The 25182-nt window shown below is 46.8% G+C and carries 18 protein-coding genes; 12 read left to right on the top strand and 6 right to left on the bottom strand.

Translation table 11 applies throughout. The annotated features are described in order from the left end of the window. Nucleotides 1-7 precede the first annotated feature (7 nt). The 6 genes from FH968_RS08090 to FH968_RS08065 all read right to left on the bottom strand — a co-directional run bounded on the left by FH968_RS08090 (nt 8) and on the right by FH968_RS08065 (nt 8772). The gene (locus FH968_RS08090; protein ID WP_139878637.1) at nt 8-1351 is read right to left on the bottom strand and encodes a TolC family outer membrane protein; all 1344 of its coding nucleotides are present in this window, start codon (nt 1349-1351) and stop codon (nt 8-10) included. 807 nt (nt 1352-2158) lie between these two features. Then, nucleotides 2159-4093, bottom strand: coding sequence for a cyclic di-GMP receptor LapD (gene lapD / locus FH968_RS08085; protein WP_139878636.1), 1935 nt, complete (start codon nt 4091-4093; stop codon nt 2159-2161). A gap of 9 nt (nt 4094-4102) precedes the next feature. Further along, on the bottom strand, nt 4103-4795 hold the full coding sequence (lapG, locus tag FH968_RS08080; protein WP_370451486.1) for a cysteine protease LapG: 693 nt from the start codon (nt 4793-4795) through the stop codon (nt 4103-4105). A 15-nt stretch (nt 4796-4810) separates the two neighbouring features. Then, nucleotides 4811-5671 carry a transporter substrate-binding domain-containing protein gene (locus FH968_RS08075; RefSeq protein WP_223271300.1) on the bottom strand — a complete coding sequence of 287 codons (861 nt, stop codon included), beginning with the start codon at nt 5669-5671 and terminating at the stop codon, nt 4811-4813. A 1-nt stretch (nt 5672) separates the two neighbouring features. Then, the gene (locus FH968_RS08070; RefSeq protein ID WP_139878634.1) at nt 5673-6587 is read right to left on the bottom strand and encodes an amino acid ABC transporter substrate-binding protein; all 915 of its coding nucleotides are present in this window, start codon (nt 6585-6587) and stop codon (nt 5673-5675) included. Then, the gene (locus tag FH968_RS08065; RefSeq protein WP_139878633.1) at nt 6580-8772 is read right to left on the bottom strand and encodes a bifunctional diguanylate cyclase/phosphodiesterase; all 2193 of its coding nucleotides are present in this window, start codon (nt 8770-8772) and stop codon (nt 6580-6582) included. The genes FH968_RS08070 and FH968_RS08065 overlap by 8 nt, the downstream gene beginning before the upstream one ends. 793 nt (nt 8773-9565) lie before the next feature. Here FH968_RS08065 and FH968_RS08060 point away from each other — a divergent pair. The 12 genes from FH968_RS08060 to FH968_RS08005 all read left to right on the top strand — a co-directional run bounded on the left by FH968_RS08060 (nt 9566) and on the right by FH968_RS08005 (nt 25164). Continuing rightward, nucleotides 9566-11758 (top strand): EAL domain-containing protein, encoded by a 2193-nt coding sequence (locus FH968_RS08060; RefSeq protein WP_139878632.1) that lies wholly within the window; start codon nt 9566-9568, stop codon nt 11756-11758. A 99-nt stretch (nt 11759-11857) separates the two neighbouring features. Next, nucleotides 11858-13957 carry a Cache 3/Cache 2 fusion domain-containing protein gene (locus FH968_RS08055; RefSeq protein WP_139878631.1) on the top strand — a complete coding sequence of 700 codons (2100 nt, stop codon included), beginning with the start codon at nt 11858-11860 and terminating at the stop codon, nt 13955-13957. Then, the gene (locus FH968_RS08050) at nt 13944-15011 is read left to right on the top strand and encodes a chemotaxis protein CheB (RefSeq protein WP_139878630.1); all 1068 of its coding nucleotides are present in this window, start codon (nt 13944-13946) and stop codon (nt 15009-15011) included. The genes FH968_RS08055 and FH968_RS08050 overlap by 14 nt, the downstream gene beginning before the upstream one ends. Then, nucleotides 15008-16426: a protein-glutamate O-methyltransferase CheR gene (locus FH968_RS08045; RefSeq protein WP_139878629.1), complete on the top strand. Its 1419-nt coding sequence runs from the start codon at nt 15008-15010 to the stop codon at nt 16424-16426. Before FH968_RS08050 ends, FH968_RS08045 begins: the two co-directional genes overlap by 4 nt. 8 nt (nt 16427-16434) lie before the next feature. Next, the gene (locus FH968_RS08040) at nt 16435-18570 is read left to right on the top strand and encodes a response regulator (protein WP_139878628.1); all 2136 of its coding nucleotides are present in this window, start codon (nt 16435-16437) and stop codon (nt 18568-18570) included. A 23-nt stretch (nt 18571-18593) separates the two neighbouring features. Then, complete coding sequence (locus FH968_RS08035; protein WP_139878627.1) at nt 18594-18953, top strand: response regulator; 360 nt, start codon at nt 18594-18596, stop codon at nt 18951-18953. Nucleotides 18954-18968: 15 nt separating this feature from the next. Next, nucleotides 18969-20657, top strand: coding sequence for a diguanylate cyclase (locus tag FH968_RS08030; protein ID WP_223271299.1), 1689 nt, complete (start codon nt 18969-18971; stop codon nt 20655-20657). After that, nucleotides 20654-21178: a chemotaxis protein CheW gene (locus FH968_RS08025; RefSeq protein WP_139878626.1), complete on the top strand. Its 525-nt coding sequence runs from the start codon at nt 20654-20656 to the stop codon at nt 21176-21178. Before FH968_RS08030 ends, FH968_RS08025 begins: the two co-directional genes overlap by 4 nt. Then, the gene (locus FH968_RS08020; protein WP_139878625.1) at nt 21162-21521 is read left to right on the top strand and encodes a hypothetical protein; all 360 of its coding nucleotides are present in this window, start codon (nt 21162-21164) and stop codon (nt 21519-21521) included. Before FH968_RS08025 ends, FH968_RS08020 begins: the two co-directional genes overlap by 17 nt. Nucleotides 21522-21648: 127 nt before the next feature. Continuing rightward, nucleotides 21649-22683 (top strand): sensor domain-containing diguanylate cyclase, encoded by a 1035-nt coding sequence (locus FH968_RS08015; protein ID WP_139878624.1) that lies wholly within the window; start codon nt 21649-21651, stop codon nt 22681-22683. A gap of 60 nt (nt 22684-22743) precedes the next feature. Further along, the gene (locus FH968_RS08010; protein ID WP_139878623.1) at nt 22744-23925 is read left to right on the top strand and encodes an acetyl-CoA C-acetyltransferase; all 1182 of its coding nucleotides are present in this window, start codon (nt 22744-22746) and stop codon (nt 23923-23925) included. Nucleotides 23926-24480: 555 nt separating this feature from the next. Next, nucleotides 24481-25164 carry a porin gene (locus FH968_RS08005; protein ID WP_139878789.1) on the top strand — a complete coding sequence of 228 codons (684 nt, stop codon included), beginning with the start codon at nt 24481-24483 and terminating at the stop codon, nt 25162-25164. Nucleotides 25165-25182: the final 18 nt, after the last annotated feature.

Here is a 25182-nt window from a genome sequence, read left to right as displayed (position 1 = left end):
ATAAGAACTATTTAAGTTCAGGCAGTGCATTCTTATCGGCAGAATCGATGGGTTGACCTGCTGTGGTTGGCGTGATTTTTAATACTTTTAATAATTCACCGATGCGCGCAAAAATTCGGTACCCGGTTGATATTTCCAGGTAACGTAATTCAACCAAATGACGTTTTGAGGAAAAGACTTCATTTTCACTGTCCAGTAAATCAAGCAGTGTGCGTTCACCCAAGCTGAATTGATCCTGGTATGCGATACGAACTTTCACGCTACGGTCGGCATATTCTTCTGCCGCAGGCAGTTGGTCACGGGCGCTATTTAAAGCCGACCATGCCAGACCGATTTCCTGGTTCATCTGGCGCAACGTGTTATTACGCACATCCTGAGCCTGCTTCTCCAGGTATGCGCGGGATTCCATTGCTGCTTTATCGCTACCGCCCTGGTAAAGGTTGTAATGCATTTTCACCATCGCTTGCCATTCTTCGGTATGGGCGCGGGTGGTGTCGGTGTCATTACTGATGCTGCGTGAAAGCTCAACATCTACACGTGGATAAAACGTTGATTTTGAAGCTTCATATTGCTGGCGGGTTGCTTCAATATCCGCATTTGCTGATTTCAACAACGGATTGTTGGATTCCATGATGCGCTTAGCATCCGTCAATGAAGTTGGCAGCATGGTGTTTACATTTTCAGGCTGGCTTAAATTTTCAGGAGCTTCACCCGTCACACTTTCAAACGAGGTATTTGCATCCTCAAGGTTGGTCTGTTCAGTCAGCAAATTGTTGCGAGCCTGTGCCAGACGGGCTTCTGCTTGCATCAGGTCGCCAGAACGGCCAACGCCTTGATCGGTACGCAAACGAATTTGGTCGTAGATGCGCTCATGGTTTGCCAGATCATCCTGTGCCAGGCGAACAAATTCCTGACGTTGCAACACATCAACATAGGCCTGAACCACGTTATACGCGGTGGTTTCGCTAACATTCAACACATTGAAAGCGCGAGAGTCGACGGTGGCTTTCTGACGGCCAACTTCGCTGGTCGTTGCAAAACCGTCGAATAAATTCTGATCGAGACTGAGCGTGGCATTGTTCGGGGAAAGATTCATCCCATTGCTACTGCCGCCTGCGCGCGTAGTCGCATCGTTAATATTTTTCTGGCCTGCTTCGGCATTTACGTTCAAAGAAGGGAGATAACCACCGCGTGCCGCACGCAAATCTTGTTCAGCAGAATAACGGCTGTTTACCGATGCATTAACTTCCGGATGACTGGATAAGGCCTGCTTTACGGTGTTCTGTAAGCTTTCTGCGTTTACTGACTGTATTGAAAAACAGGTGAGTAAAAAAACGAAAAACTTCTGCATTTCACTGAAACCTTATTACGCGCGTTAACGATATCCCTATATCACGCTTTATATCCATTTTAATTTTTAACAAGAAGCATCATGCTTACTAACAAACACAGGAATAATATCCTAATTATATTAATTAGAATGGAATGAGGCTTTCATTCGAAATAGTAGTGAGTGTTTTGTCACATCATGTTTCACTTTGGCTCATTTTTGATTATATTTAACGCTCAGTCAAGCTCCGGATAATAGCATTTTAATAACTGTGTTTTTTTCTACATTTATTAAATGCTCAGAATAAGAAACTGTCCATTAATGGGCTTTTATATTTTTAGCTATGCATTGTGAATGAAAAGATAATATTGTTAATTATTTAATTTATTGCGGTGTTATACCCAATATAATTTGAATTGCAGCCAACACTTCTGCTGCGTGAAGTATGACGGGCAACTAAAAATAACGATGAGATTCAATAAAGGGTTCGGGGCGCCATATAATCCATACCAATATTCGCGGCTCCAGTAACCAAACCGCATCACACTGAATTTTACGGATGGCCAAAAAAACACATTGGCTTGTGATGCCCAGTCTCAAACATCCGTTGGGCAGCTCAACCAGATTTAAATGGTCTACTCGAAGCTGAAATTACCCCTTTAGCAACACCCACAGATGCGGCCCTTGGGCCACATCCAGGCGATATGTGTTTTATGTAACTACCGAACCGGTGAACGGGAAACCTGTGTAGCCACAGATCTCACCCTACGAATATCGGTTTTGTACGAGGGATTCTCACAAGCGATATCCGCCTTTTACAAAGACTGATCAAAACGGCGCAGGTTCACCAAGTAACTGGCCCATCGCACCATAAATCCCCACTTCTTGCAGCACTCGTAACTCGCCTTGCGTTTCAACGCGCTCGGCAATCAATGGCAAATCAATATTGTTGGTCGCACTGTGTAACACATCAATAAACAGGCGCTTATCGCTTTCAATATCAATATGGCGGATATAGCTGGAATCGATTTTTAGATACGCCAGGCCCCATTGCGACAGATGACCAATCATATCGAAGCGGCTACCGAAGTGCTGCAGTCCGAGGCCACAACCATATTGATTCAGTGATTTAATAAAGACTTCCATCTGTTCGGGTTCTGGCAGTTGGTTTTCGTCCAGTTCGAGAATTAACCGGCTGGCAAGCTGTGGTTTCAGCTTCAGTGGGCTGAGCAGTTTTTTGATGGTCTGTTCATTTGCCAGGGAATTCCCCGACAGGCTGAGTGCCAGATATCCCGGATAACTTTTCAACTGTTTCAGCGTCAGACTTAACATCACCTGATCAAGCCGTTGGCTCCAGCCAAAACGATGAATCCAGGGCAAGAAACGGCCTGCGGTAATGCTGTTACCTTCTTCATCAACGATGCGCGAAAGTACTTTGTAATGAAGAATTTTCTGCGGATTTTTACAGTCCACGACCGGCTGGAAGAATAACTGGAATTGCTCTTTATCCAGCGCTTTCTCAAGACGGGTAAACCACAAATGCTGGTCTTCAGTGGCGGCGTTAACCTCAGGGACTATGTTCGTCTCGTGAGCCGTGTGTGTTTCTGCTTCCATCAACGCACGGTCTGCCTGAACAAACAACGACTGCGGAGAATCTCCGTAACTGAACGGCACCATTCCGGTGTGTGCGACAGGATTAATGTCCGACATACCGGTAGCGTAGAAAGCAGAAAGCTGCTGATTAAGCGAATGTTGCAGATTCAGCATTTCGTTGTGGGAAACACCAGGGCAGAGCAGGGCGAATTCACCCCCGCGGATACGGGCAAGAATACTGTCTGCGTTAGCATGTTGGTTTTTCACCACATTCATCATATCGGCAACATGCTTGAGCAGGTTATCGGTATGCGGGCCGCCAAAACGCTGGTTCAAACCGCCGAGATCCTGAATACGCAGCAACAGCAAATATCCCGACGCCGTTTCTTCATCGCTTAAACGCGTTTGCATTTGCATGTCGAAAGCGCGGCGGTTAGCGACCCCTGTCTGGCTGTCGAGATACGCTTCATTGTGTAAACGCTCACTATGCTCGGCTTGATCTTCAAACAGCGATTTGAGCTTGGTAACCATCAAGTTCATGGCTTCAACCACGCGGCGCAGCTCAGGCGTATTTGGCAAATCGAGCTGAGTGAGATATTCGCGGCGCGTAATGGCTTGAGATTGCTTCACCATATAGTTAAGCGGGCGTAACTGGCGACGGAGTAACGCAGCGCCAGCCAGAATGCAAACTACGCTACAGGCCAGCATCCACAACAGATTGGCAAGCGTACTTTCCCACAAGCGCTTTATCGCAAATTCGGGGTTACTCACCACTTCCACGCGGGCTGCCTGCTGCCAGCCGCGCATAATAGTGGCTTCACCGGCTTGGGGGGCGACATTGACCAGGCCGACAAACCAGTGCGGAACCTCAGGTATCGACGACGACGTGGTACGTTCAAGAATAGTTTTGTCGTTATCCTGATCGATAATGCGGATAGCATCGTAATAACCGCTATCAAAAATAGAACTGACCATCAGCTCGATCATCGCCGGATCGTCAACGTGCGGTGTAAGCGATAAACCCAATGCGGTTGCGGCGTCCTGCGCATGAGATAGAAGCTGATTATTGTATTGTTCCCGTGAGCTTTCGAGATTAACAATAAAACTACCGCTGAAAATAATCAGCATAAACATAAAGATAGCTATAAGAAGCTGTTTAAAAAGAGACACAGGCTTTTCCTATTCATCAATCGGGAATCCTTCTTCCCGCATTTTTTTCAATACATCCTGCCAGCGAGAAAGGCGCTTACTATCTCCGACACGTTTATTATTCTGACTACCTGGCAACCACAACCCACTATCATTAAAGGAATAAACCGGTAATAAATCTGGGCGCTGCGTGGCGGGTAAAATATTATCCGTCAAACTATCAAGCACGATTGGAATAGCATCGGGTGTGGCATACCAGGTTAATACCATGTGCGCCCTGTTAAGGCGGATAGCTTTAACGTAGGTAATACGTAGCTTTTCTCCTGAAACACCCAAATGACGTAGTGTGAAATATTTGGCTATTGCATAATCTTCGCAATCAGCCTCTCCTTTGCGTAATGATTCTATTGGTGTTGCCCAGTAATCAATTACATGCCAGATATCGATATCTTCACGGTAGTGAAGTTGTTGGTTAAAAAATCGATTCACCGCATTGAGCTGTGCAAGCTCACTTTCGTTACGTTGCTGAATAAGTAACTGCTGCCAGCCATTAATTCTTTGTTCAGCATTTTGGCTCGCCGGGCCATACAGTTTGTCGGCCCGCTGTTGAATGGTGGTGAAATCCCAGGCAGCATGTAATGAGCTGCCTGCAAATAACAACCACAGCACACCCACAAATATGAGAGATGCAGAATACCTGGAATACCACCTGACTGAGTTCAATTAAAACGCCCGTATTTAGTCGCTATGCTTATTTTTTATGACCACTTTTTGCACTAACAACTTGTTCACCAGCTGCATGTTTTGTGGGGACTCTAAAATGCGCTCAAGCGTTTTATCGACAAATGCGACAAACATGGGGTCTTGTTTCTTCATCATGATCGCATACTTCATTTTATCACCCACCGTTTCATGCGAAACGGTGAAATCTTCAGGGTGTTCGCTTTGGTTGATAAATGGGTAAGCCAATATATCATCCAGTATGACGGCGGCGGTGCTATGCTGGGCCATCATATTAAAAGCATCTTCCATCGTATCTGACGTAATGATTGAGAGGCTGAGATGTTTCTCACGATTAACTCTATTCAGCTCTAACAGATCTTTAGAACCACGCGGCACACTCACGGTACGGCCTTTCAAATCATTGAGCGATCTAATGTTATTCTTGCCCAAGGAAACGATCCGCATATTAGCAACATAATAATCGTTGGAAAAAGAGACACTGCTCTTTCTTTCGGGTGCATCAGTATTGACGCTACAATCCATATCTATCTTGCTACTATTGAGTGATGAGACGCGATCGGTAAATAAAATAGGAATGTAGTTAATAGCGAGCTTTTTCAGACCCAGCGAATGGCGTAATTCATCAGCAATTAAATTGCACAACGTAATAGTGTAACCGGTGACTTTTCCATCATTATCCCGGAAAGAGAACGGCGCGAGTTGACGGTAACCAATGTTTAAAGTGTTGCTTTGCTTAATATGCTCAAGCGTGGGGGAAACCGGGGCTGCCCACATGTTTCGGGAGACGATAGCCAACGCGAGCAACATTGTCGTTCGGAACAAAAGTTTTAGTTTACAGGAAAATATTTTTTTCATATTAGTACACATAAGGTGACGTTGATGTGATGAGTGCTTTTAGATCCGTCGACATCGGAATATTTAGATTTATTGCTTTCGGTGGGATTGGGGACTGAAACCATCGCTGATAAATGGCGGTAAAATCTTTGCTGGAAAAAAGTGATTGCATAGTACTGTCCAGGAAGTTTTTGAACTCACTGTCATTCAATGGCAGCAATAATCCAGCAGGGATCGGTGGGCTTAATGCCTCATCTGATATTTCAAGCTCTTCCGCTTTGGCAGAAAGTGCAATCATTCCTTTCAGGAAAACAGTACTTGAAACTAATGCAGGTAGTTCACCACTTTCAATATCATTGAATGCGACGTTATTATTGTTATCAAGTTCGATATTTAAATTGAGATCGTTAACTCTATTGATGTTATGAATCTGCTCAACATAAATGGTGCCGCTTTTAACCAGTATGCTATGCCCGGCTAAATCCTCAATTGTGTCAGTGTGGTTGTTTTTTCGGGTAACGAAACGAGTACGCGAGAAAAAGTAGGGCAGGGAAAACTCAGCTTGCTGATGACGTAATTCTGAATAAAAAGCCGGGATGCACATAACATCCGTCACATGATTCTTGATTAACACGAACTGTGACGCGGTGCTGCTTTTAATCCAGTGGACTTTAAGGTCTTTAATTTTTAGTTTTGTTTTGACGGCATCAACTATTTTATTACAAATATCAATGGAGTAACCCGCAGGGCGCTGAGCATCAAGATAGGAGAATGGGAACGCATCATCTTGATAACCCAGTGATATTGACTTTGTTTTTGCTATTTTCTCCAGCGTGTTATTACTGTGGATGGGGTGCGCCTGACATATTTGGCTTGCCAATAGTAATAACGAAGCCGCAATAGTTGATGCTTTAGACAAAGATGATTTATTAAACATTGCAAACTTCCCCATCGAGCACTTTATCACCAAAAGTTGACGGTAAGTCTTTCTCAGGTAGTGGTCGGCTGTAGTAGTAACCCTGAACATTTTGGCAGGAAATACGTCGCAAAATGGTTCGCTGCTGCTCAGTTTCAACCCCTTCTGCCGTCACGCTCATGCCATATTTCTGGGCAAACTGAATCAGCATTACTACCAGATACTGGCTAGCACTTTCTTGCTCCAGTTTCATAATCAGCGTGCGGGCAATTTTAATGCGCGTGAAGGGATAAATAAGCAGGTAATCCAGCGCCGCGTATCCTGTTCCAAGGTCATCCATCGCAATGGAAATGCCCATCTCACGAATTTTTTTGAATACCGGCAGCGCGATAGACTGATCCAGTTTTTCAGATTCCGTTACTTCTATTTCCAGGCGATTAGCGGCCAGACCGCTGGTCTTTAGTGCATCAACAATCACATCAATAAAACCTGGGCCATGTAATTGATAGGCCGAAATATTTACCGCAACTTTTGTTGTATCCGGCCACCTGGCGGCAGCCATGCAAGACTGGCGAATAATCCACTCACCCAGACGGATAATAAGACCGGATTCTTCGGCAATATTAATAAAGTAGTCTGGATATATCAGCCCCTTGGTTGGATGATTCCAGCGGATAAGTGATTCGTAACCACAAACGCTTTCATCTTCCAGGTCGATAATTGGCTGGTAATGCAGCACAAACTCATTGTTATCAATGCCGTTAATAATTTCCTGATTAACGAACACGCTATTGGTGTGCTTCATCATCATGCCATCTTCAAAGAAGTGGTAGCAGCCGCGCCCGCTATGTTTTGAGGCATACAATGCCAGGTCGGCATTAATCATTAAGGTTGTTGCGCTATTGCCCTGATAAGGTGCTGTGACAATGCCTACGCTGCAACTAATAGCAAAAGAGTTGCTGCCGTAAGTAAATGGAATGCTCAGTGCGCGCACAATTTTCTTCGACAGCGCCGCGGCTTCCTGGCAATTGTCCGACTTCACGCATTGAAGAATGGCAAATTCATCTCCGCCTAAGCGGGCGGCAAAGTCCATCGGCCCTAACAGTAATGACAAACGCTGTGCCACTCCAATGAGCACTTCATCCCCGGCGGAGTGGCCGAAGGTGTCATTAACCGGTTTAAAGTTATCGAGGTCTATCAGCAGCAGGTTGAATGATTGTCCATTCTGATTCATTTCACGGATGCATTTATCCAGTGCCTGGCTGAAGGAAGCACGGTTCGGGAACCCGGTGAGCGAATCATGGTGGGCCATGTATTCCATTTTTTGCGACATGTCCTGCATACGTTGCAGGTAATCGCGTTCCACCATCGCTACGCGGAGTTTTTCTATCGCTGCTGCTAACCTACCGATTTCGTCATCCTGATCTAAATAAGGGGTAATGAGATCGGTTTGTTCGTGCGCAATGCGGGTTAAAGAGTTAATCAGCAATGGAACCGGGCGGAACATGCGGCGCATGAACACTGTTACCAGCGCGAGGGTCCCCAGCAAAATCAGCGCCAGAATCACCAGCGTTTTCTTTAGCATGGCGTCGTATGCCGCGTACAGCTGGCTTTTGTTGCCAATACTGCTGATTAAGCTGCCAAGAAGTTCGCCTGACGGTGCAAGAATAGGGACTGCGCTAATAAAACATTCCTTTCCATTGATGGAGGCAAAGCCAATGTAATAGTTCGCCAGGGCTTCGGTGGCTCTTTCGTGTTTGAACTTGATTTTTGCTTCCGGTGACTCTGAGCTATTGCTGATGCCCTGGAAACCTTTCTCTGGCGTATAAAGGAAAAGCCATGTCGGGTTACGCGTTTGCACTGAGGCCAGCGCCAACACATCGACAGGGTTGTAGCCAGTTTGAATCACGGAATCCGGGTCACCCAATTTGTGCTCAGAGACGATGCGCGTAATTTGCCCCGTTGGGCTGGTGCCCACCGCGACATTGGTGTAAACATTTCGCACGATGTAAGTCATTATCTGAGCGTTCGCTTCAGCTTGATGTACCCATTGCTGGTACGAAAAACTGTCGATCAGGCCCCAACCGGCACATGCACCCGCACCAAACGCAATAAGAATACCCGCCAGCAAAAACTGGGTGATTTTCCCTGCAATAGAATGGTGCCAACCTTTTACGCTTTTAAGCGAGAAAAAACTTTTAGCCACAGATTGTTGGTTTCCTGATAAATGCGAAAGACTCATGAATTAAAGATTTGATATTAACTCATTGTTATATATTTTCTGGCTGTTGCTTATATGTGAGTTTTTATGAAGTGTGTCAGGCGTTGTATCAACAATAATGAACGGTTGTGTAACATTATTGATGAGCTAATAAATATAGGTATATAAAAGACGCGCCGGGACTATAGATAACACTTGTGGTCAAGTCAATCATAAAGAATGTATATTAAACGCTAACGAGGATCTTGAGTGATTCTCTTTAGTACTGCTATTAAATAAAGCGGGCAGATACCGCATGGCATTGTCTTTCAATAAACAATATAAAACTCAACTCCTTTTTCGTTTCTATAAAATAATTCAATATTTTCAGCTTGTTATGGTTTCTGCTATTTGCTGGGATGATGCTTTTTTTGTGTTTAAAAATGTCCATTTCTGCCTATATATGGCAGTTCTTTTTTGTTCGAAAAATGAATACAATTAAAAATGACTTGAGAGTGGTTATGGATTTTCCCTTCATTTGTCACCAAAATTATTAAAAATGTTCATGGCCGGTTGTTAATTTCTTGTTTGCTTTTAAGCTAACTTGAAAAACAGGCATGTTCTTTTTCCCTCATGTGTAAATGTTAATTAATTGCGGCATTCTTTATTTAAATATATCTGCCGTGGATGTTTAACAATTTAACAATGCACGTACCAAACTGCATGAATAGTAACTAAAGCCTATATCCAACGCATCTGCTGCTTGAAAGACGATGGGTATACATAACGGGTTAAAAACTTGGACTCTACAACGAGCAACAGCGCAGCGCGTACCAATAAAAGGTGGGGTTTACCGCTGATCCTCCCGTGCCTGCTTTACTTACTAGCACAGCTTCTCAGCAGCCAGCGGGTTTTTGAAGGCCATATTTTGGTGGTCTATGACCTGAAATTAGCGGCATTAACCGCGCTGTTGGTGCTGTTTGGTTACAGAGTCTTTCCTGGATTCATTCTTCTTGCGGCTTACACACTGCTCTTGCGCCCACAAGCTGAAGTGAATGAATTATTGTGCTATTTGGCGGCTTCACTCATCAGTACTTACCTCTACCGCTTAAGTGCCGGTTGGCGTAGTTCTGCAAGTTTTGGCCGCATTCAGCTAACAAGCAAAAGAATTGTCTGGCTGTGCGGTTGCAATGCTGTATTGAGCATTATTTTTTGTGAAGTAGTTTGCTGGCTTATGTACCACAGAACCCCTTCAACAATAAGGTATTCCGATCTTTTCAGCGCTGAGACTTTGGTTAGATTACAAGGGATTATGAATGGTTGTGCAACCGGTATTCCCTTGTTTTATACGGTGCTGCGGATAATCGATCGCCCAAAGTATTGGTTTACTTGCGCAAGGGCGATGAAAGCCCAGTTTTCAGCAAATGTGAGTCTTTTACAGTTTACCGTGTGGTCAGCGTTAGTCATTGGCCTGATGGTCTGTCTGAACATCTCATACCAGAGCAATATCCTGTTCACTTTTTATAGCCTGATACTCATTTTCCCGCTCATGCTATGGAGCGCAGTGCGCATTGGTTATGTTTTTACCAGTCCCGTCTGGACAGTAATGATGATCGTGCTGGCGAAGAATAACGAAAACTATATCGCGCTAAACGACGACTTCATGCTGCATCAGGTGCTGGTTTCAACGGTCATTTTTATTTTCACTCTGACTCTAGTCATCATGGGTGTGTTGGCCAGATTCAACACGTTACGTTTCGAACAGTTGCTGCATATGGGTCTGACAGATCCGATGACAAACATGCCAAATCTGCGGGCATTAAAGGCAGACATCAAAGCCTCTCCGAACTCTACTGTTTGCCTGATTCAGGTTCCGGAAATGGAATTATTCTCCCGCCGTTATGGTTTGCACTTCCGTGCCAGATACCAAAAAAAATTGGCAGAACACTTGGGCGCCACGCTGAATGCCGATGAAAAAGTTTACTACCATGCGGGATTTGGCTTGTTGCTTAAACTGGAACAACCGAGTTGGGGGCGGCTCAGCATTCTGTACGGTGCAGCCAATACGTTTCGCTATTCACATAACAATCAGCAGCTTGGATTTCGAAGCGGTCTTGGATACTGCCGGGCGACCCAGTTTTGTAATGACGTTTATAGCCTGACCGGCAAGCTGGGTATCGTTTCCGGGTTATCGCTGGTGAACGGTAAACCTGAAAACCTCGAGGCGCAGTCCAGTCGCATCATCGAAAGTTATATCGTTGGGCGCACTGATATTCGCACGGTGTTGCAGAAAACGCTGGATAACGATGCATTCGTTTTAATGGCGCAGCCCATTGTCAGCACTCGCGGGGAAGAACGGTATCACGAGATACTGCTGCGCATGTTGGATGAGGAAGGGCGGTTTATTCCACCTGACAGGTTTCTTCCGGTGGCAACTGAAGCCGGCCTTGCCCCGGATATTGATTTGTGGGTGATTAGAAACACCTTAAAAACGATGCAGCAGCACCCTGAGCGCAGTTTTTCAATCAACCTGGCTCCTGTGACCGTCTGCCGTGGAAGTTTTGTGCATCACGTTCAGTTACTGCTTACGGAATTTGGGGTCAACCCACAGCGCATTATCTTTGAAATCACGGAAGCTGATGCACTGTCTGATACCGAACAGTCGCAGAACACGGTTCGTTCGCTCAAAAGTCTGGGATGCCGGGTCGCCATTGATGACTTTGGTACCGGCTTTTCAAGCCATGCCCGCTTAAGGGATGTCAGCGCGGATATTCTCAAAATAGACGGCTCTTTTATTCGTGAAATTACTGAGAGTGAAGTCAGCCACTACATTGTTGAATCATTTTGCCATGTGGCAAAAATGAAAAATATGCAGGTAGTCGCCGAGTATGTTGAAAACGAAAAAATCCAACGCTGTCTGGAAAGAATGAATGTGGATTGGCTACAGGGTTATCACATTGGTAAGCCTGTACCGTTACTTTCGCTGGTATGAACAGCAAATATTTAGCCGTTGCAGGGTGAATTAGCGGAAGCGATATCCACGTTGTGCGCGAGAAACATCTATTCAAACTCTTTAGATAACTGGAAACCCATGCACAGATTTCTAACAATGCAGAGCCGTTCAGAAGTGAAACAGGCATCAGGCAAAGAAAATTTTTTCACATCATGGCTGCATAAGTTGCACGTGGGCGTCGCCATGAAACTGGGGCTAATGCTGGTCTCGTGCATTGCAGTCCTACTGATTGGCGCTTCGTTTTTGCTCTCGTCTTATTTAGCGACGCAACTGCAAAATAATGCGTTGGAAGTTCTGCGCTCCAACACCAGGATCTTCCATAACAATATTTTGACGGAATACAAAAGGATAACGAGGGACGCTGGACGTTACAGCAACGTTTATATTAACAATTATCAGAACATGTCCCCGGCACCATTGCATTCTTTGGATGGAGAGGCGTTAAAAGCCTTATTAAGCGATACCAAAATTAATGCTCACTTCACCGAATTAACCAGCGTATTCGCTTCTACCTTCGTGCGGGAAGGCGAGCAGTTTGTTCGCGTTTCCACTTCACTTCAGGGCAAAGAAGGCAGAATTGCCACCTCCACTGTGCTCAGCAATGACAACCCAGCATTGGCAGGGCTTATCAAAAACAAACCTTACACTGGGGTGGTGGTGTTATACGGAAAGCAGTTCATTAGCCACTATGAACCGATTGCCGATAAATATGGCCAGGTTGTGGGTGCCGTAGCGATTGGTTTTGATGTGAAGCTTGCTTTGCAGCCGGTGATTAAAGAACTGTTAGCGGTTCATATCGGCGAAGGGGGTTACGCTTATGTGATGGATGCTGGATTTAGCCCTGGTGCGATGGTTTCGCACCCAACGCTTGCCAATCAGCATGTTGAAAATCTTACCGATGCCCACGGCTACAAACGCTTCTCCGACATTCTTGCGAAGAAAAACGGCACCATTTATTACGAAACCGTCAGTGGTTACGGTGCTGCTCCGCGTCAGAGAGTAGCTGTCTTTGAACATATTGAGGGTATCAACTGGATAGTCGCTACCACCAGTTATGTCGATGACGTTGCCCGAAGCAGCAATCTGGTACGCAATAGCCTGCTGCTTTTCAGTTTGTTGTTGATGCCGGTGATTCTGTTGCTGATTACCATCACTAGCCGCATCTTGATTTCAAGACGTTTAAATAACGTGCTGAAAATTTCGCAATCTATTGCCCTGGGCGATCTCACCGTTGATGTGCATGTTGATCACAATGATGAAATTGGTGAGTTACTCAGCGCCAATGAAATGATGAGAGCGTCTTTGCACGCACTGGTGGGCGGGGTTGTTTCCCATGCTCAGCATGTGCATGAAGCGGCGTTAAACATCACTGAAGCGGTGGATGGGCAAGCCTCCACTAGCGTGGAAACCTCTTCTTCGGTGGCAGAAATTACCTCGACGATGGAAGAGCTGTCGGCCTCCTCAACACAAATTGCAGAACATTCTCGCGCGGTGGTGGATATCGCCAATGTCACCCTCGATGACTGTAATAAAGGCTCTGATTCGATGGGCGAGTTGCTCACTCGCATGGCTGATATCGACAGTGACAACCAGCAAAGCATGCGAGAAATCATGATGCTGGGGAACAAATCAAAAGAAATTAGCCGCGTGATGGTGATCATCAACAACGTTGCGGATCAAACTAAGCTCATCGCCTTTAATGCAGCACTGGAAGCGGCAAGTGCAGGTGAGTCCGGTAAACGTTTCTCTGTGGTTGCCGCAGAAATCCGTCGCCTGGCGGATTCGGTCACGGAATCGACCTTTGAGATTGAAAACAAAATCAGTGAAATTCAGAATTCGATTAATCGACTGGTTCTCAACGCCGAAAAAGGCAGTAACAGCATAAAAGCAGGGACTAAAGCCTGTAAAGTCAGCTCTGAACGCTTGCATGACATTGTTGCTACGGCGGAACAAACCTCAACGGCTGCGATGCAAATTTCCCTGTCAACTCAGCAGCAAAAAACTGCAAGTAATCAAGTTGTTATGGCACTTCGTGAAATCGTGGTAGCCAGTAATTATACCTCTCAGTCAATTAAAGACATTCTATCCATTAGCCAGGATATGACGCAGTTGTCTGAAGAATTGAACCAAGCCGCAGGGTCCTTCAAATTGACGGATAATCCTGATGATAAGGCCTAAGATCCGTGTGCTGATCGTCGATCATGGCAGCAAACCGCGCAATGATTTGATACGACAGCTTGAGATTAATAAGAATATTGCCGTGGTTGGCCAGGCTGTGCATCGCGAACAAGCGGCGAGCCTGGTTCAAAAAATGGTTCCCGATATTCTGGTTCTGACATTAGGCGCGCCGGATCGTGAAAACGTGGAAACCGTTGAAACGATTATGGCGACCTGTGCTATCCCCATCATGGTGATGCGTTACTACTCTGATGCTCAATGGGATGCGGAATACATCACCCATGGCGCGCTGGCAGTGGTCAACAATCAGGGCGAGTCACTACAGGCGACCCAGGACTTACACCGCCAGGTCGAAATGCTGGTGGGTGTTAAAGTTATTCGCCATATCCAGGGATTGCGCCACCATGCAGAGGCCTCGCCAAAGTGCGGCTCGACATCCGATGTTATCGAGGCCGTTCATCGCGAATGGCCTTATGTTCTGGCCATTGCCTGCTCAACCGGCGGGCCGCAGGCACTGAGTAAATTATTGCAGGCTCTGCCAGCGGTTTTCCCATGCCCCATTCTTATCGCGCAGCATATTGCCGATGGTTTCGCAAAAAGCATGGTGCAATGGCTGGATAGCGTCAGTGAACTTCAGGTGCAACTCGCGCAAGAGAATGACGTTTTAAAAGCGGGCCGCGTGTATATCTTGCCCCCGGAACACCATCTGGTGGTCAAAAAGCACCACCGTTTAGCCTCCATTCCTCGTCAAGCTAATGACGTTTACCACCCGAGCTGTAATTTGTTGCTGGAGTCAGTCGCTGATGTTTATCGTGAAAAAGCGGTCGGGCTTATCTTGACCGGCATGGGCAGCGATGGCTGTCGTGGAATGGAAACCATCTTTCAAAAAGGTGGCAAAACGCTGGCTCAGGATGAAGCCACCTCGGTGGTGTTTGGCATGAATAAATTCGCCATTGATAAAAACGTTATCCATAAAATTCTTCCGCTGGAAAAACTGGCAGGAGCTTTGCTGGCGATGGCGCATCTCGGTCAAACTGAGGAAAAACTGCCATGATCCCCAATATAGCGGCCTTTAAGACACTGATTAAAGACAGAGTCGGTCTGCATTTTTTTAACGGTATGGAAGGGTTGCTCAATGCGGCTTTGCATCAGCGCATGTCCGAGTGGGGCAAAGAGAGCAGTGAAGAATACTATGAGAAACTTTGCGTCTCGACGATTGAGTTCGACAAGCTTTTAAGCCTGCTGACTATCAACGAAACCTACTTTTTCCGTGAGCCGGAAGTGCTGGATATCGTCTGCGATTTGCTGGTGCCCCGCATTCTTGGGCAACGTAGCGGGCCGGTGCGTATTTTAAGTGCAGGCTGTTCATCGGGTGAAGAAGCGTATTCTCTGGCAATCAAACTCCATCAGAAATACCGCGAGGCGTTTGCGCAATGCGTGGAAATTCATGGTTGTGATATTGATACCAAGATTCTGGATAAAGCCCGAATGGCAAATTATTCCAGCTACTCTTTTCGGGGTGTTGATTCGCTATTGCAGCAAACCTATTTCACATGCAACGGTAACCAGTTCCAGCTGCACGATGTGATTCGTAATAAGGTGCAATTCCACCGTTCAAACATTGTCAAAGAACAACTCCAACCGAAATTCGACATTATTTTGCTACGCAACGTCTCAATTTATTTTGATGTCGAAACACGGCGCCTGCTGCATTTTAATTTGTTAACCATGCTCGAATATGATGGGGCGTTGTTCTTTGGCAATGCCGAAACGCTGGCCAATAACTTTGGCATCCTGAAACTCAAGCAAGAGCACGGGCATTTTTACTTCTGCCAGCCTAAAACCTCACGTGTTCCAGCACTGGCTGCAAGCGTTTCTCCGCGCATGATTACCCCGGTCATTCCCGCTAAAACGCCTTCAAGAGTTTCATCCTCACAGCAGTGCGATAACTGGATTAAAAGTGCGTTGCTCTGCGTGGCGGATAAACGCTTTGCCGAGGCGGAAGACTGGATAAGCCAGGTGCTAACGATTGATATTCATCACCAGGAAGCGTTGGTCATCAAAGGCGCAATTGCGCTGGAAAAATGCGAGTTCGAGCAAACGGCTCTGAGTGCGAAACAGGTGCTGGAACAGGATGAATGGTCTGCGGAAGCCAAAATGTTGCTCGGGCTTGCCATGATGTGGCAGCAGCACACGCAACAGGCGATTGCCTGGTTTAAACAGGTGGTCTATCAGCAACCTGGCTACTGGCCTGCACATTATTATCTGGCGGAAATGTATCGCCAAAGCGAGCTGTATCGCCCGGCGCAGCGCACCTATCGCATCACGCTGCAACTTCTCAACGCGGAAACGAACAATACGATGGGCAACGCCTGTGCACTGCGGCTGCCGTTGTCATTTCCGACTAACTCGTTTCGTTTTCTTTGTGAACATCAGTTGGCGCAGTTCACCAGTCAGGATGGGCAATAGAGAACCGTATGGCAATCGATCTTAAAAAATTCGTGCTGCGCTTTATTGATGAAGCAAACGGCCATTTGCATACCGTGAATGAAGGAGTATTTCTGCTTTCATCGGGCCAAAATACTGACGCGCAAATTGGTGAGATGTTTCGTGCCGCACATACCCTGAAAGGGGGGGCGCGCATGCTAAAGCTGCAAAGCATCGCCGATGTTACTCATCAGCTTGAAGAAATCCTCAGTGAGCTGCGCGATAAAAAGCTCGCGCCTGACCAAAACCTTGGCACTTTGATTTTGCAGGCTACCGATTACCTGTCTAATCAACTGGCACAACTGTCGGCAAGTGAAGGCAATAATCAGTTACCTCCCGCCGATGAAGCGTTGTGTGAAAGGCTTTCTCGCGCCAGCCGTGGTGAAATGCAGACAGAACCGGCAAAAGTAGCCACGGCTCCGGTAGAAAAACCGGTAACGCTGGATACAGCGGAAAGCAGCATCAAACAAGCGAGTTCGGTGCGGATAAAACTCGAAAAGCTCGACGACCTGATTAACATTTTGGGTGAAGTTGTCGCCAGCCATGACCGCCTTGAACAGCAAGTGCAGGCGCTGTCTAGTCTTGGGCCGCGTCTGGTACAAATGGATGCGGAGCAGCTTCGCCTGCAAATCCAGCAATTCAGCCGCAGTCTAAAAGAAGATTTTCAGGTTCAGCATCTCCAGATGTATGAGCTGTATGACGTTGCGACCACAATTCGCCTGCTTCCGATGTCGATGCTGTTTGAACCTGTTTCTATGCAGGTGCGGGAGCTGGCTGCCTCTCTGAATAAGCAGGTGGATTGCCGAATTTTGGGCGGTGAGGTCGAGATCGACAGGCAATTAATTGATCGTCTATCCGAGCCTTTAACTCACCTGCTGCGTAACGCCGTCGATCACGGCCTTGATGAACCCGCCGAACGTTTGGCGTCCGGAAAATCTGCCCGTGGCACTATTACACTGACCACTCAACAGGATGGGCGTGGCATTTTACTGCGCGTCGAAGACGATGGACGTGGCTTAGATTATCCGGCTATTCGCGCCAAAGCGGTGGCACGAGGATTGGTCAACACCAATGCGGTTGAAAAGCTTTCAGATCTGGAATGCAACGAGCTGATTTTCCATCCAGGGTTTTCAACCAGCAAGATTGTGACTGAATTATCCGGTCGTGGTGTGGGCCTGGATATCGTTCGTAAAACCATTGTTGCGGATCTGCAAGGCACGTTGCAGGTACACAGCCGCCAGGGCCTGGGCACAACATTTATTATCAGATTACCTATTTCTTTGGCCATGATGCGTATCTTGCAGTTTGAGCAGCAGAACCATCTTTTCGGTCTTGCGGCGCAATATGTTGTTGAAGTGGTTAAATATTCCCGTGATGAAATACGCGACATAGCCGGGCGACCGGCAATTATTCTGCACAATGAATTTATCCCTGTAATTTCAGCCGCTGAGTTACTGCGTATTAACGACCGGCAAGGGAGCCTAAGCTCCCCCACGGCGGTTGCGAGCAGCTTGCTGCTTATCATTATTCAGAACCAGTTTGGCAAGATGGCGATGCTGGTGGATAGCTTACTCGACGAACGCAACATGATGATTAAACCGCTGCCGAAGCATATGCAGCAGCAGACTTTAGTCTCAGGCATGGTGCTGAGTGCGGATAACCAACTGGTGAGTATTTTACAGGTGCCGGTGCTTATGGCGATGGCGCAAAAACAAGGGCAGCCGAAGACGACGACTCCTAAGCCACAAATGCAGCAGAATTCATGGCATGTCTTGATAGTCGATGACTCATTGAATACTCGTGAAATTGAGAAAAACGTGCTCGAGGCTCACGGTTATCAGGTCACGCTTGCCGAAGATGGTTTCTCGGGATTACAGAAAGCGCGTTTAACGCAATTTGACGCCGTTTTGACGGATGTCGAAATGCCGGTGATGGACGGATTCTCACTTACTAAAGCGCTACGTGCGGAAGAAAATTACCAACATATTCCAATTATTATCGTGACTTCGCGAGCCAAAGAAGAAGATCGCCGCCGGGGTATTCAGGTCGGTGCAGATGCTTATATCGCGAAGGGTGATTTTGAACAGGATAGCCTCATAGAAACATTAAAAATGCTTTTGTGCTGATGGCTGATTAAGTGAGAAAAAAGATGCGTGTTTTATTAGTAGATGATGATTTGTTCGCGGCTGAATTGGCTTCGGTATTTCTGGAAATGAGCGGTTATGAAGTGATTATTGCCGAAAGCGCGATGACCGCTTTAGTCCATCTTGATTCAGACAATGATATCAGCCTGGTGATTAGCGATTTCCATATGCCGGAAATCACCGGGCTTAATCTATTAGAAGTGTTGCGTGCCAATGCCTGGAACAAACCTTTTATTTTACTCAGTGCCAGTGAGATGACAGACATCACCGTTATTCCTGATTGCTGGGTGAAGAAAGACGAGAACATGGGGGAAAGACTGGTGGCTGTGGTGAATGAAATACTAAAGCCCAGCGAAGCTGGCTAATTAAATGACACAATTATGATGAATCAAGAATTGACGCAAACTACGATGAGCACAGCTCAAGATAAAATCGCTCGCTTACGCCAGCGCTTCTTACAACGCATTCCCACTATGCTGAATCAGGCTGATGGGCTGCTGGTCAAATTAGCTACCGAACCTAATGAAGCGGACAGCAAGCAACTGCATCTTCTATTGCACAGTATCCACGGAACCAGCGCCTCATTTGGTTTTACCAAAATCGCCAGTCAGGCCGCTGAAGGTGAGCATCTGTTAGTGAGTGATACGCTCACAGACACGCTTTACCAAAAGCTTGAGCTGGTCGTTAAACAGCTGTACACACTGACCGAAGAGCAGGCGGAAAGCGCACGTCGAGGAGGGGATTCATTAGTTAAATTCCCGATAGCCGCTTCCAGCCAGGAAGAAGTCGCGATTAATCGAACCATCAAACCTGTTTACCTGTGTGATGATGAAAGCGACCAGGCCGAACTGTTGGCAACGCAGCTTCGTTGTTTTGGCTTCATTTGTTATGTGTTTACCAACACAGCAGATTTCACCAAAGCGGTTATATCCCAGCCTCCATCAGTCGTGATTATGGATGTTAGTTTTCCAGAGCACGCCTACGGCGGGCCGCTGGCTATGTCGGATCTGAAAAAGAAAGTCGGCACGCCTTTCCCGGTGCTTTATCTTTCTTGTCACAGCCACTTCCACGCTCGTATCAACGCGATTAAAGCTGGCTGCGATGGCTACTATGTGAAACCGGCATCCACCACGGATTTAGTCCAGGAACTGCATCGGTTAACGCAGCCTTCGCTTAAAAAACCGTATCAGGTTTTGCTGATTGATGATGAACCGGAAGTCGCTCAATACAATGCTGAGATGCTGCGCGCAGCGGGGATGGAAGTGCATGTACTTTCGCAGATCCCACATTTATTGAATGTGCTCAATACGCATCCCATCGATATTGTGCTGATGGATTTCCACATGCCGGATTACAGCGGCGAAGAGCTGACAAAACTGATCCGCCAGATCCCGCAGCATATCGGTTTACCTATCGCTTATCTGTCGAGCGAAACCAATAAAACAACCCAGTTTGGAGCGATGAGTACCGGTGCTGAAGATTTTATTATCAAGCAGGCGGACCCGCAGGAGCTGATTAATGCGGTTTCGATTCGTGCTGAAAGAATGCGCACGCTGCGCGCTCGCATGTCTCAGGATAGTTTGACGGGCCTGTATAACCACTCGACGACGACGCATTATCTGGAAAGTGCCATTACTGAATCCAATTACAGCGGTATTCCTTTCAGTCTGGTGATGGTCGATTTGGACCACTTTAAAAACATTAATGATACATATGGTCACGTCGCGGGCGACCAGGTCATTTTGGGCATCTCGCAGCTATTTTCCCACCGAATGCGCAGCACCGATATTGTCGGGCGTTATGGCGGTGAAGAATTCGCGATAATTATGCCTGGCACATCCAAAGAACAGGCGGCATTAGTCGTTGAACGGTTGCGTCAGGGATTTGAAAAAATTCATTTCTCGGTGAATCAGACCCGCTTTAGCAATACCTTCAGCGCCGGTATTGCCTCGTGGCAACAAGGTGACAAAATAGAAATGATTCGCGAGCGTGCTGACCAGGCATTGTATTCGGCAAAGCAGCATGGCCGTAATCGTTATTGCCTCGCCGAAGGTAAGGATGTCGCATGAGCGAGCAATTAGATCAAATATTAAGCCACTATCAAGGCGAAAATCGCGAAATCGCCAACGTTGATGAACCGCAATGCAGCCTGGTTTTATTCAAGCAGGCAGGCAACAACTTTGCTTTTTACGGTTCGCAAATCAAAGAAATTATGGCTGAGCGCCCTGTTTCCTGGGTGCCTGGTTGCCCACCATCCCTTGAAGGGGTGATTAATCACCGCGGGCGCGTTGAGTCGGTTATTAACATTAATCAGCTGATTGATGCGCCTTCGCAAGATGTGCCTGGCAAACGCACCATTCTCATTGGTCGTGGCACGAAAATGCAAAGCGGGATCCAGGTCGATAAATTAATTGATGTGCTGGAGGTAGCAGAAAGCCAGATTCATCCGTCTGCTGATAATTTATCTCCCGCGATGCAAAAAATTGTGGTCGGTATTGTTCCTGTTGGGCAGGAATACTTTGCGCTATTGGATATGAACTTGGTCTTTGAGCGTTATCTGGAAACCAGCGGCTATGAATCACACTCTTAGTCTTGCGGCGGTAAGAATCACGCTTGGGGATCTGCATCTCTATATTCCGGCAACGCAGGTGCAGCAATGTGTGTTGGCCGAATATGCGCCCTCTGGAAGTCTTCGACTTAGCCAATGGCTAGGTCTGCCCGACGAACCGCAGCGCGGCATGCATCTGCATTTGTTCGTTCCAGCAAGCCTGGTGACGCAAGGGTGGTATTTTTGGGGCGAGCTGGAGAATGTCGAACTGCGCCAAAGCGAAATTTTCCCGTTACCGCTACTTATGCTGCAATGTTGCCAGTTACCTGCGCTACGAGCTCTGGTCAAGGATGAGGGCATGAGCCCACTATTAAGCTGGGCGTGATAATCAGCAGCCCTCTGCCTCTCAATTGCGATATTTGGGAGGGGAACTTATGTTCACAATATGTTAAAAACATGTTCATCTTTTGCAGCTTTCGCCCGCGTGTTTTTTAAAAGGTATACCTGATTTTATGTCTGACAATCTTATCGAGCGCATTTCAACGGCGTTAGAATCTGAAAATACCCTTGAAGGACTTGTCCGACAGTTACTGGAAATGCTTGAGTTAGTAACGAATATGGAGTCTACCTACCTTACTCGCATCGAACCTGATGGCAGCTTGCAGCATATCCAGTTTGCTCGAAATACCAGAAGCATGCAGATCCCCGAGGGGCTTTCGGTACCGTGGGGTGATACGCTTTGCAAGCGAGCCCTAGACGAAGGCAAGCGTTACACCTGTGATGTGGCAAATGTCTGGGGTGATTCGCAAGCCGCAAAAGCGCTTGGTATTACTACCTACGTCAGCACACCCGTCACTCTCGCAGATGGCTCTTTGTATGGCACGCTCTGTGCCGCAAGTTCAGCGCACCGGGAATTAACCGAGCGTAGCGAACAAGTGCTGCAACTCTTCGCGCAGTTGATTGCTCAACAAATTCAGAATGAGCAGCTTTTGAAGCAATTACAGCGCGCGAATATCGCTCTGACGGCGGCCAGCTATACTGATGAGCTGACCGGATTACCAAATCGCCGGGCGGTGTTTGAGCTATTACCAAAACTCTTTGCCCAGGCGCGTAATAACACCAGTTATGTGCTGATCGCTTTTGCTGATCTGGATGATTTCAAAGAAATTAACGATATTTATGGCCATGAATCCGGTGACGATTTCCTGCGTATTGTTGGGGAACGGCTGAAAAGTGGTGTGCGAACACCTGAGGTGATAGGCCGAGTTGGTGGTGATGAATTTATTGTGGCAGGTATTGGGCCTGGGGAATTAAACGAGGCGCTAAGTGCCGCACAGGCTTTCAAAACCAGGCTAACGAGTTTACTTACCGGTGAGTATCAGCTTCATTCCAGTGTGATTAACTATGCCGGGCCCAGCGTGGGTGCCGTTGCCGTCAATCCCGCCTTTACCGACCATGATATTGCTTTGCGCGAGGCAGATATGGCGATGTATATCGAAAAGGAACGCCGTAGAAATGCGGTTCTTGATGACAGCAGTCAGGCTTGATGCTGTTTGCTGTGACGTTTAACTTTTCCTGAAAGCAGTCAAAACATTGCGGAGAAAACAATGAAAGATGTCGTGATCGTTGGGGCTGCTCGTACCCCCATTGGCTGTTTTCAGGGGGCACTTTCCCCACGCAGCGCCTCAGAGTTGGGGAGTGCGGTAGTGAAAGCACTGCTCGAACGCTGTGGTGTAAGCGAGCAAGAAGTTGACGAAGTGATACTCGGCCAGGTTTTGACTGCGGGGGCAGGGCAAAACCCGGCGCGACAAACTGCCCTGAACAGTGGTTTGCCTTGGTCGGTTTCAGCCATCACCATTAACGACGTTTGCGGTTCCGGTCTAAAAGCACTGCATCTTGCTACCCAGGCGATTCAGTGTGGTGAAGCCGATGTGGTGATTGCGGGTGGCCAGGAAAATATGAGCCGCGCACCGCACGTACTGGCCGATAGCCGTAACGGTGCGGGGCTTGGAAATACTCAGTTAATTGACAGCCTGGTTCACGATGGTTTGTGGGACGCATTCAATGACTACCACATGGGCGTGACGGCAGAAAACCTGGCGCGTGAATATGGTATCAGCCGTGAAAGCCAGGATGCATACGCACTGGCTTCTCAACACAAAGCACGGGTGGCGATTGATTCCGGGCGCTTTAAGGATGAAATCGTACCGGTGACAGTGGAATCAGCAGCCGGGAAGTCGGTTATCGTCGATACAGACGAACAGCCACATACCGATACCAGCGCGGAAGCATTGGCTCAGTTGCAGCCAACGTTTGATAGCCAGGGTAGTGTGACCGCAGGAAATGCTTCTTCTATTAATGATGGAGCTGCCGCCGTATTAATGATGAGTGCCAGTAAAGCCGAGGAGTTGAATTTGCCGGTTCTGGCGCGGATCCGGGCTTTTGCAAGCGTAGGTGTCGATCCCGCTTATATGGGGATTGCGCCAGTGACAGCAACGCAGCGCTGCCTTGAGCGTGCGGGCTGGACGCTTGATGAATTGGATCTTATCGAAGCAAATGAGGCCTTTGCGGCGCAGGCACTATCGGTGGGCAAAATGTTGGAATGGGATGAGCGCAAAGTGAATGTCAACGGCGGTGCGTTGGCGCTTGGGCATCCTATCGGCGCATCGGGTTGCCGTATATTGGTTTCTTTGGTGCATGAAATGATCAAGCGTGATGCCAAAAAAGGGCTGGCGACGTTATGCATTGGTGGCGGACAGGGGGTTGCGCTGGCTATCGAGCGCGACTAATCGCTGTCGTCTATATATAAGCAATAGTTATCAAAATCTAAAAACATCTTCTTCTGGAGATGTTTTTTCTTTTAACTGCACCACACTTTTTCCCGATTCTATTTAACTCCGTCACATAATTCCTTCATTGCTTCTTTCTTAATTGTTAAGTTTTCCTCCTGCATATTCGCCATTACAGCCTGTTTTTAACAAACCATATCACCCTGTTTCACACGGTATTATTTCTTTCCCCATAAATAGGGATGCATTGTTTGATTTTATTTAAGGTAGGAAACTATTTGTATGTAAATTATTTAAAACATGATTGAAATATTATTTCAACACTGGCCCTGGCTATGTTGTCGTGATGGGTGTCGCTTTATTTTAGGTTTCACACTTTGTTTTGTTGATACTCATCACGAATATTGCCACGTGTAAATTTTGACATAAATAATTACGATCCTGATCACTAAAATAATGTTTATTTATAAATAAAATGCAGTTTCATAAAAACGAAACGATATTTCAATGAATTATCATTCAGCGAAAAAATACTTCGATAAAGGGATTGTGATTATGTTTAAGAAAGCTCTGGCTGTGGCTGTTCTCTGCGGTACTAGCATTGCTGCACAAGCAGTGACTATTGATTTACGCCATGAATATATAGATTCAGGCATTAACGCTGACCGCGTATCCGTTTCGCATCGTTTTGATAATGGATTAGGTTTCAGCGTGGAAGCCAAATGGAAATCAGGCGGTACAAATAAAGATCAGGCATTCTCTGATTTGGTTGGTAATGGCCACGAAGATCAGATTAGTTGGCGCTGGAAAGCAAACAATAACTTTTCGATGACTCCAGCATTAACGGTTGAAAGTAACGACAGTCGTACCATCTGGAAACCTAACCTTCAGGCACAATACAGCTTTGACAGCGGTTTCTATCTGGCCGCCCGCTATCGTTTCGAGTACACACGTAACCCTAATGATTCAAATAAAGAAGACGATAAAGTTAACCGTGGCGATTTATGGGCTGGCTACGCTTTGGGTGACTGGCGTACTGAGCTGAATTATGTCTACGCGAAAAGCGATCATCAGATTCGTTCAGATAACAAAAAAGACTCTGAAGAATACAATGTGAAAGTGGCTTATAAGTGGGATAAAAACTGGGCTCCGTACGGCGAGGTGGGCAACGTCAGCGGCAGTAAATCCACAGATGAGCGCCAGACCCGTTACCGTGTTGGTGTTGCATATTCCTTCTAATTAAACGTAAACCTCTGC

Origin of the sequence: Buttiauxella sp. B2, assembly GCF_006376615.1 — a bacterium.
Taxonomy (GTDB): domain Bacteria; phylum Pseudomonadota; class Gammaproteobacteria; order Enterobacterales; family Enterobacteriaceae; genus Buttiauxella.
The sequence above is the reverse complement of the archived record's forward strand: the minus strand, read 5'-3'. Positions and strand labels throughout refer to the sequence as shown.

Excerpts from the sequence above, each read along its gene's own strand:
- FH968_RS08025 (WP_139878626.1), top strand. The coding sequence starts at position 20,654 with ATGAGCGAGCAATTAGATCAAATATTAAGCCACTATCAAGGCGAAAAT.
- FH968_RS08055 (WP_139878631.1), top strand. The coding sequence starts at position 11,858 with ATGCACAGATTTCTAACAATGCAGAGCCGTTCAGAAGTGAAACAGGCA.
- FH968_RS08090 (WP_139878637.1), bottom strand. The coding sequence starts at position 1,351 with ATGCAGAAGTTTTTCGTTTTTTTACTCACCTGTTTTTCAATACAGTCA.
- FH968_RS08030 (WP_223271299.1), top strand. The coding sequence starts at position 18,969 with ATGATGAATCAAGAATTGACGCAAACTACGATGAGCACAGCTCAAGAT.
- FH968_RS08075 (WP_223271300.1), bottom strand. The coding sequence starts at position 5,671 with ATGAAAAAAATATTTTCCTGTAAACTAAAACTTTTGTTCCGAACGACA.
- FH968_RS08070 (WP_139878634.1), bottom strand. The coding sequence starts at position 6,587 with ATGTTTAATAAATCATCTTTGTCTAAAGCATCAACTATTGCGGCTTCG.
- FH968_RS08045 (WP_139878629.1), top strand. The coding sequence starts at position 15,008 with ATGATCCCCAATATAGCGGCCTTTAAGACACTGATTAAAGACAGAGTC.
- FH968_RS08050 (WP_139878630.1), top strand. The coding sequence starts at position 13,944 with ATGATAAGGCCTAAGATCCGTGTGCTGATCGTCGATCATGGCAGCAAA.
- FH968_RS08020 (WP_139878625.1), top strand. The coding sequence starts at position 21,162 with ATGAATCACACTCTTAGTCTTGCGGCGGTAAGAATCACGCTTGGGGAT.
- FH968_RS08015 (WP_139878624.1), top strand. The coding sequence starts at position 21,649 with ATGTCTGACAATCTTATCGAGCGCATTTCAACGGCGTTAGAATCTGAA.
- FH968_RS08035 (WP_139878627.1), top strand. The coding sequence starts at position 18,594 with ATGCGTGTTTTATTAGTAGATGATGATTTGTTCGCGGCTGAATTGGCT.
- FH968_RS08005 (WP_139878789.1), top strand. The coding sequence starts at position 24,481 with ATGTTTAAGAAAGCTCTGGCTGTGGCTGTTCTCTGCGGTACTAGCATT.
- FH968_RS08010 (WP_139878623.1), top strand. The coding sequence starts at position 22,744 with ATGAAAGATGTCGTGATCGTTGGGGCTGCTCGTACCCCCATTGGCTGT.
- FH968_RS08040 (WP_139878628.1), top strand. The coding sequence starts at position 16,435 with ATGGCAATCGATCTTAAAAAATTCGTGCTGCGCTTTATTGATGAAGCA.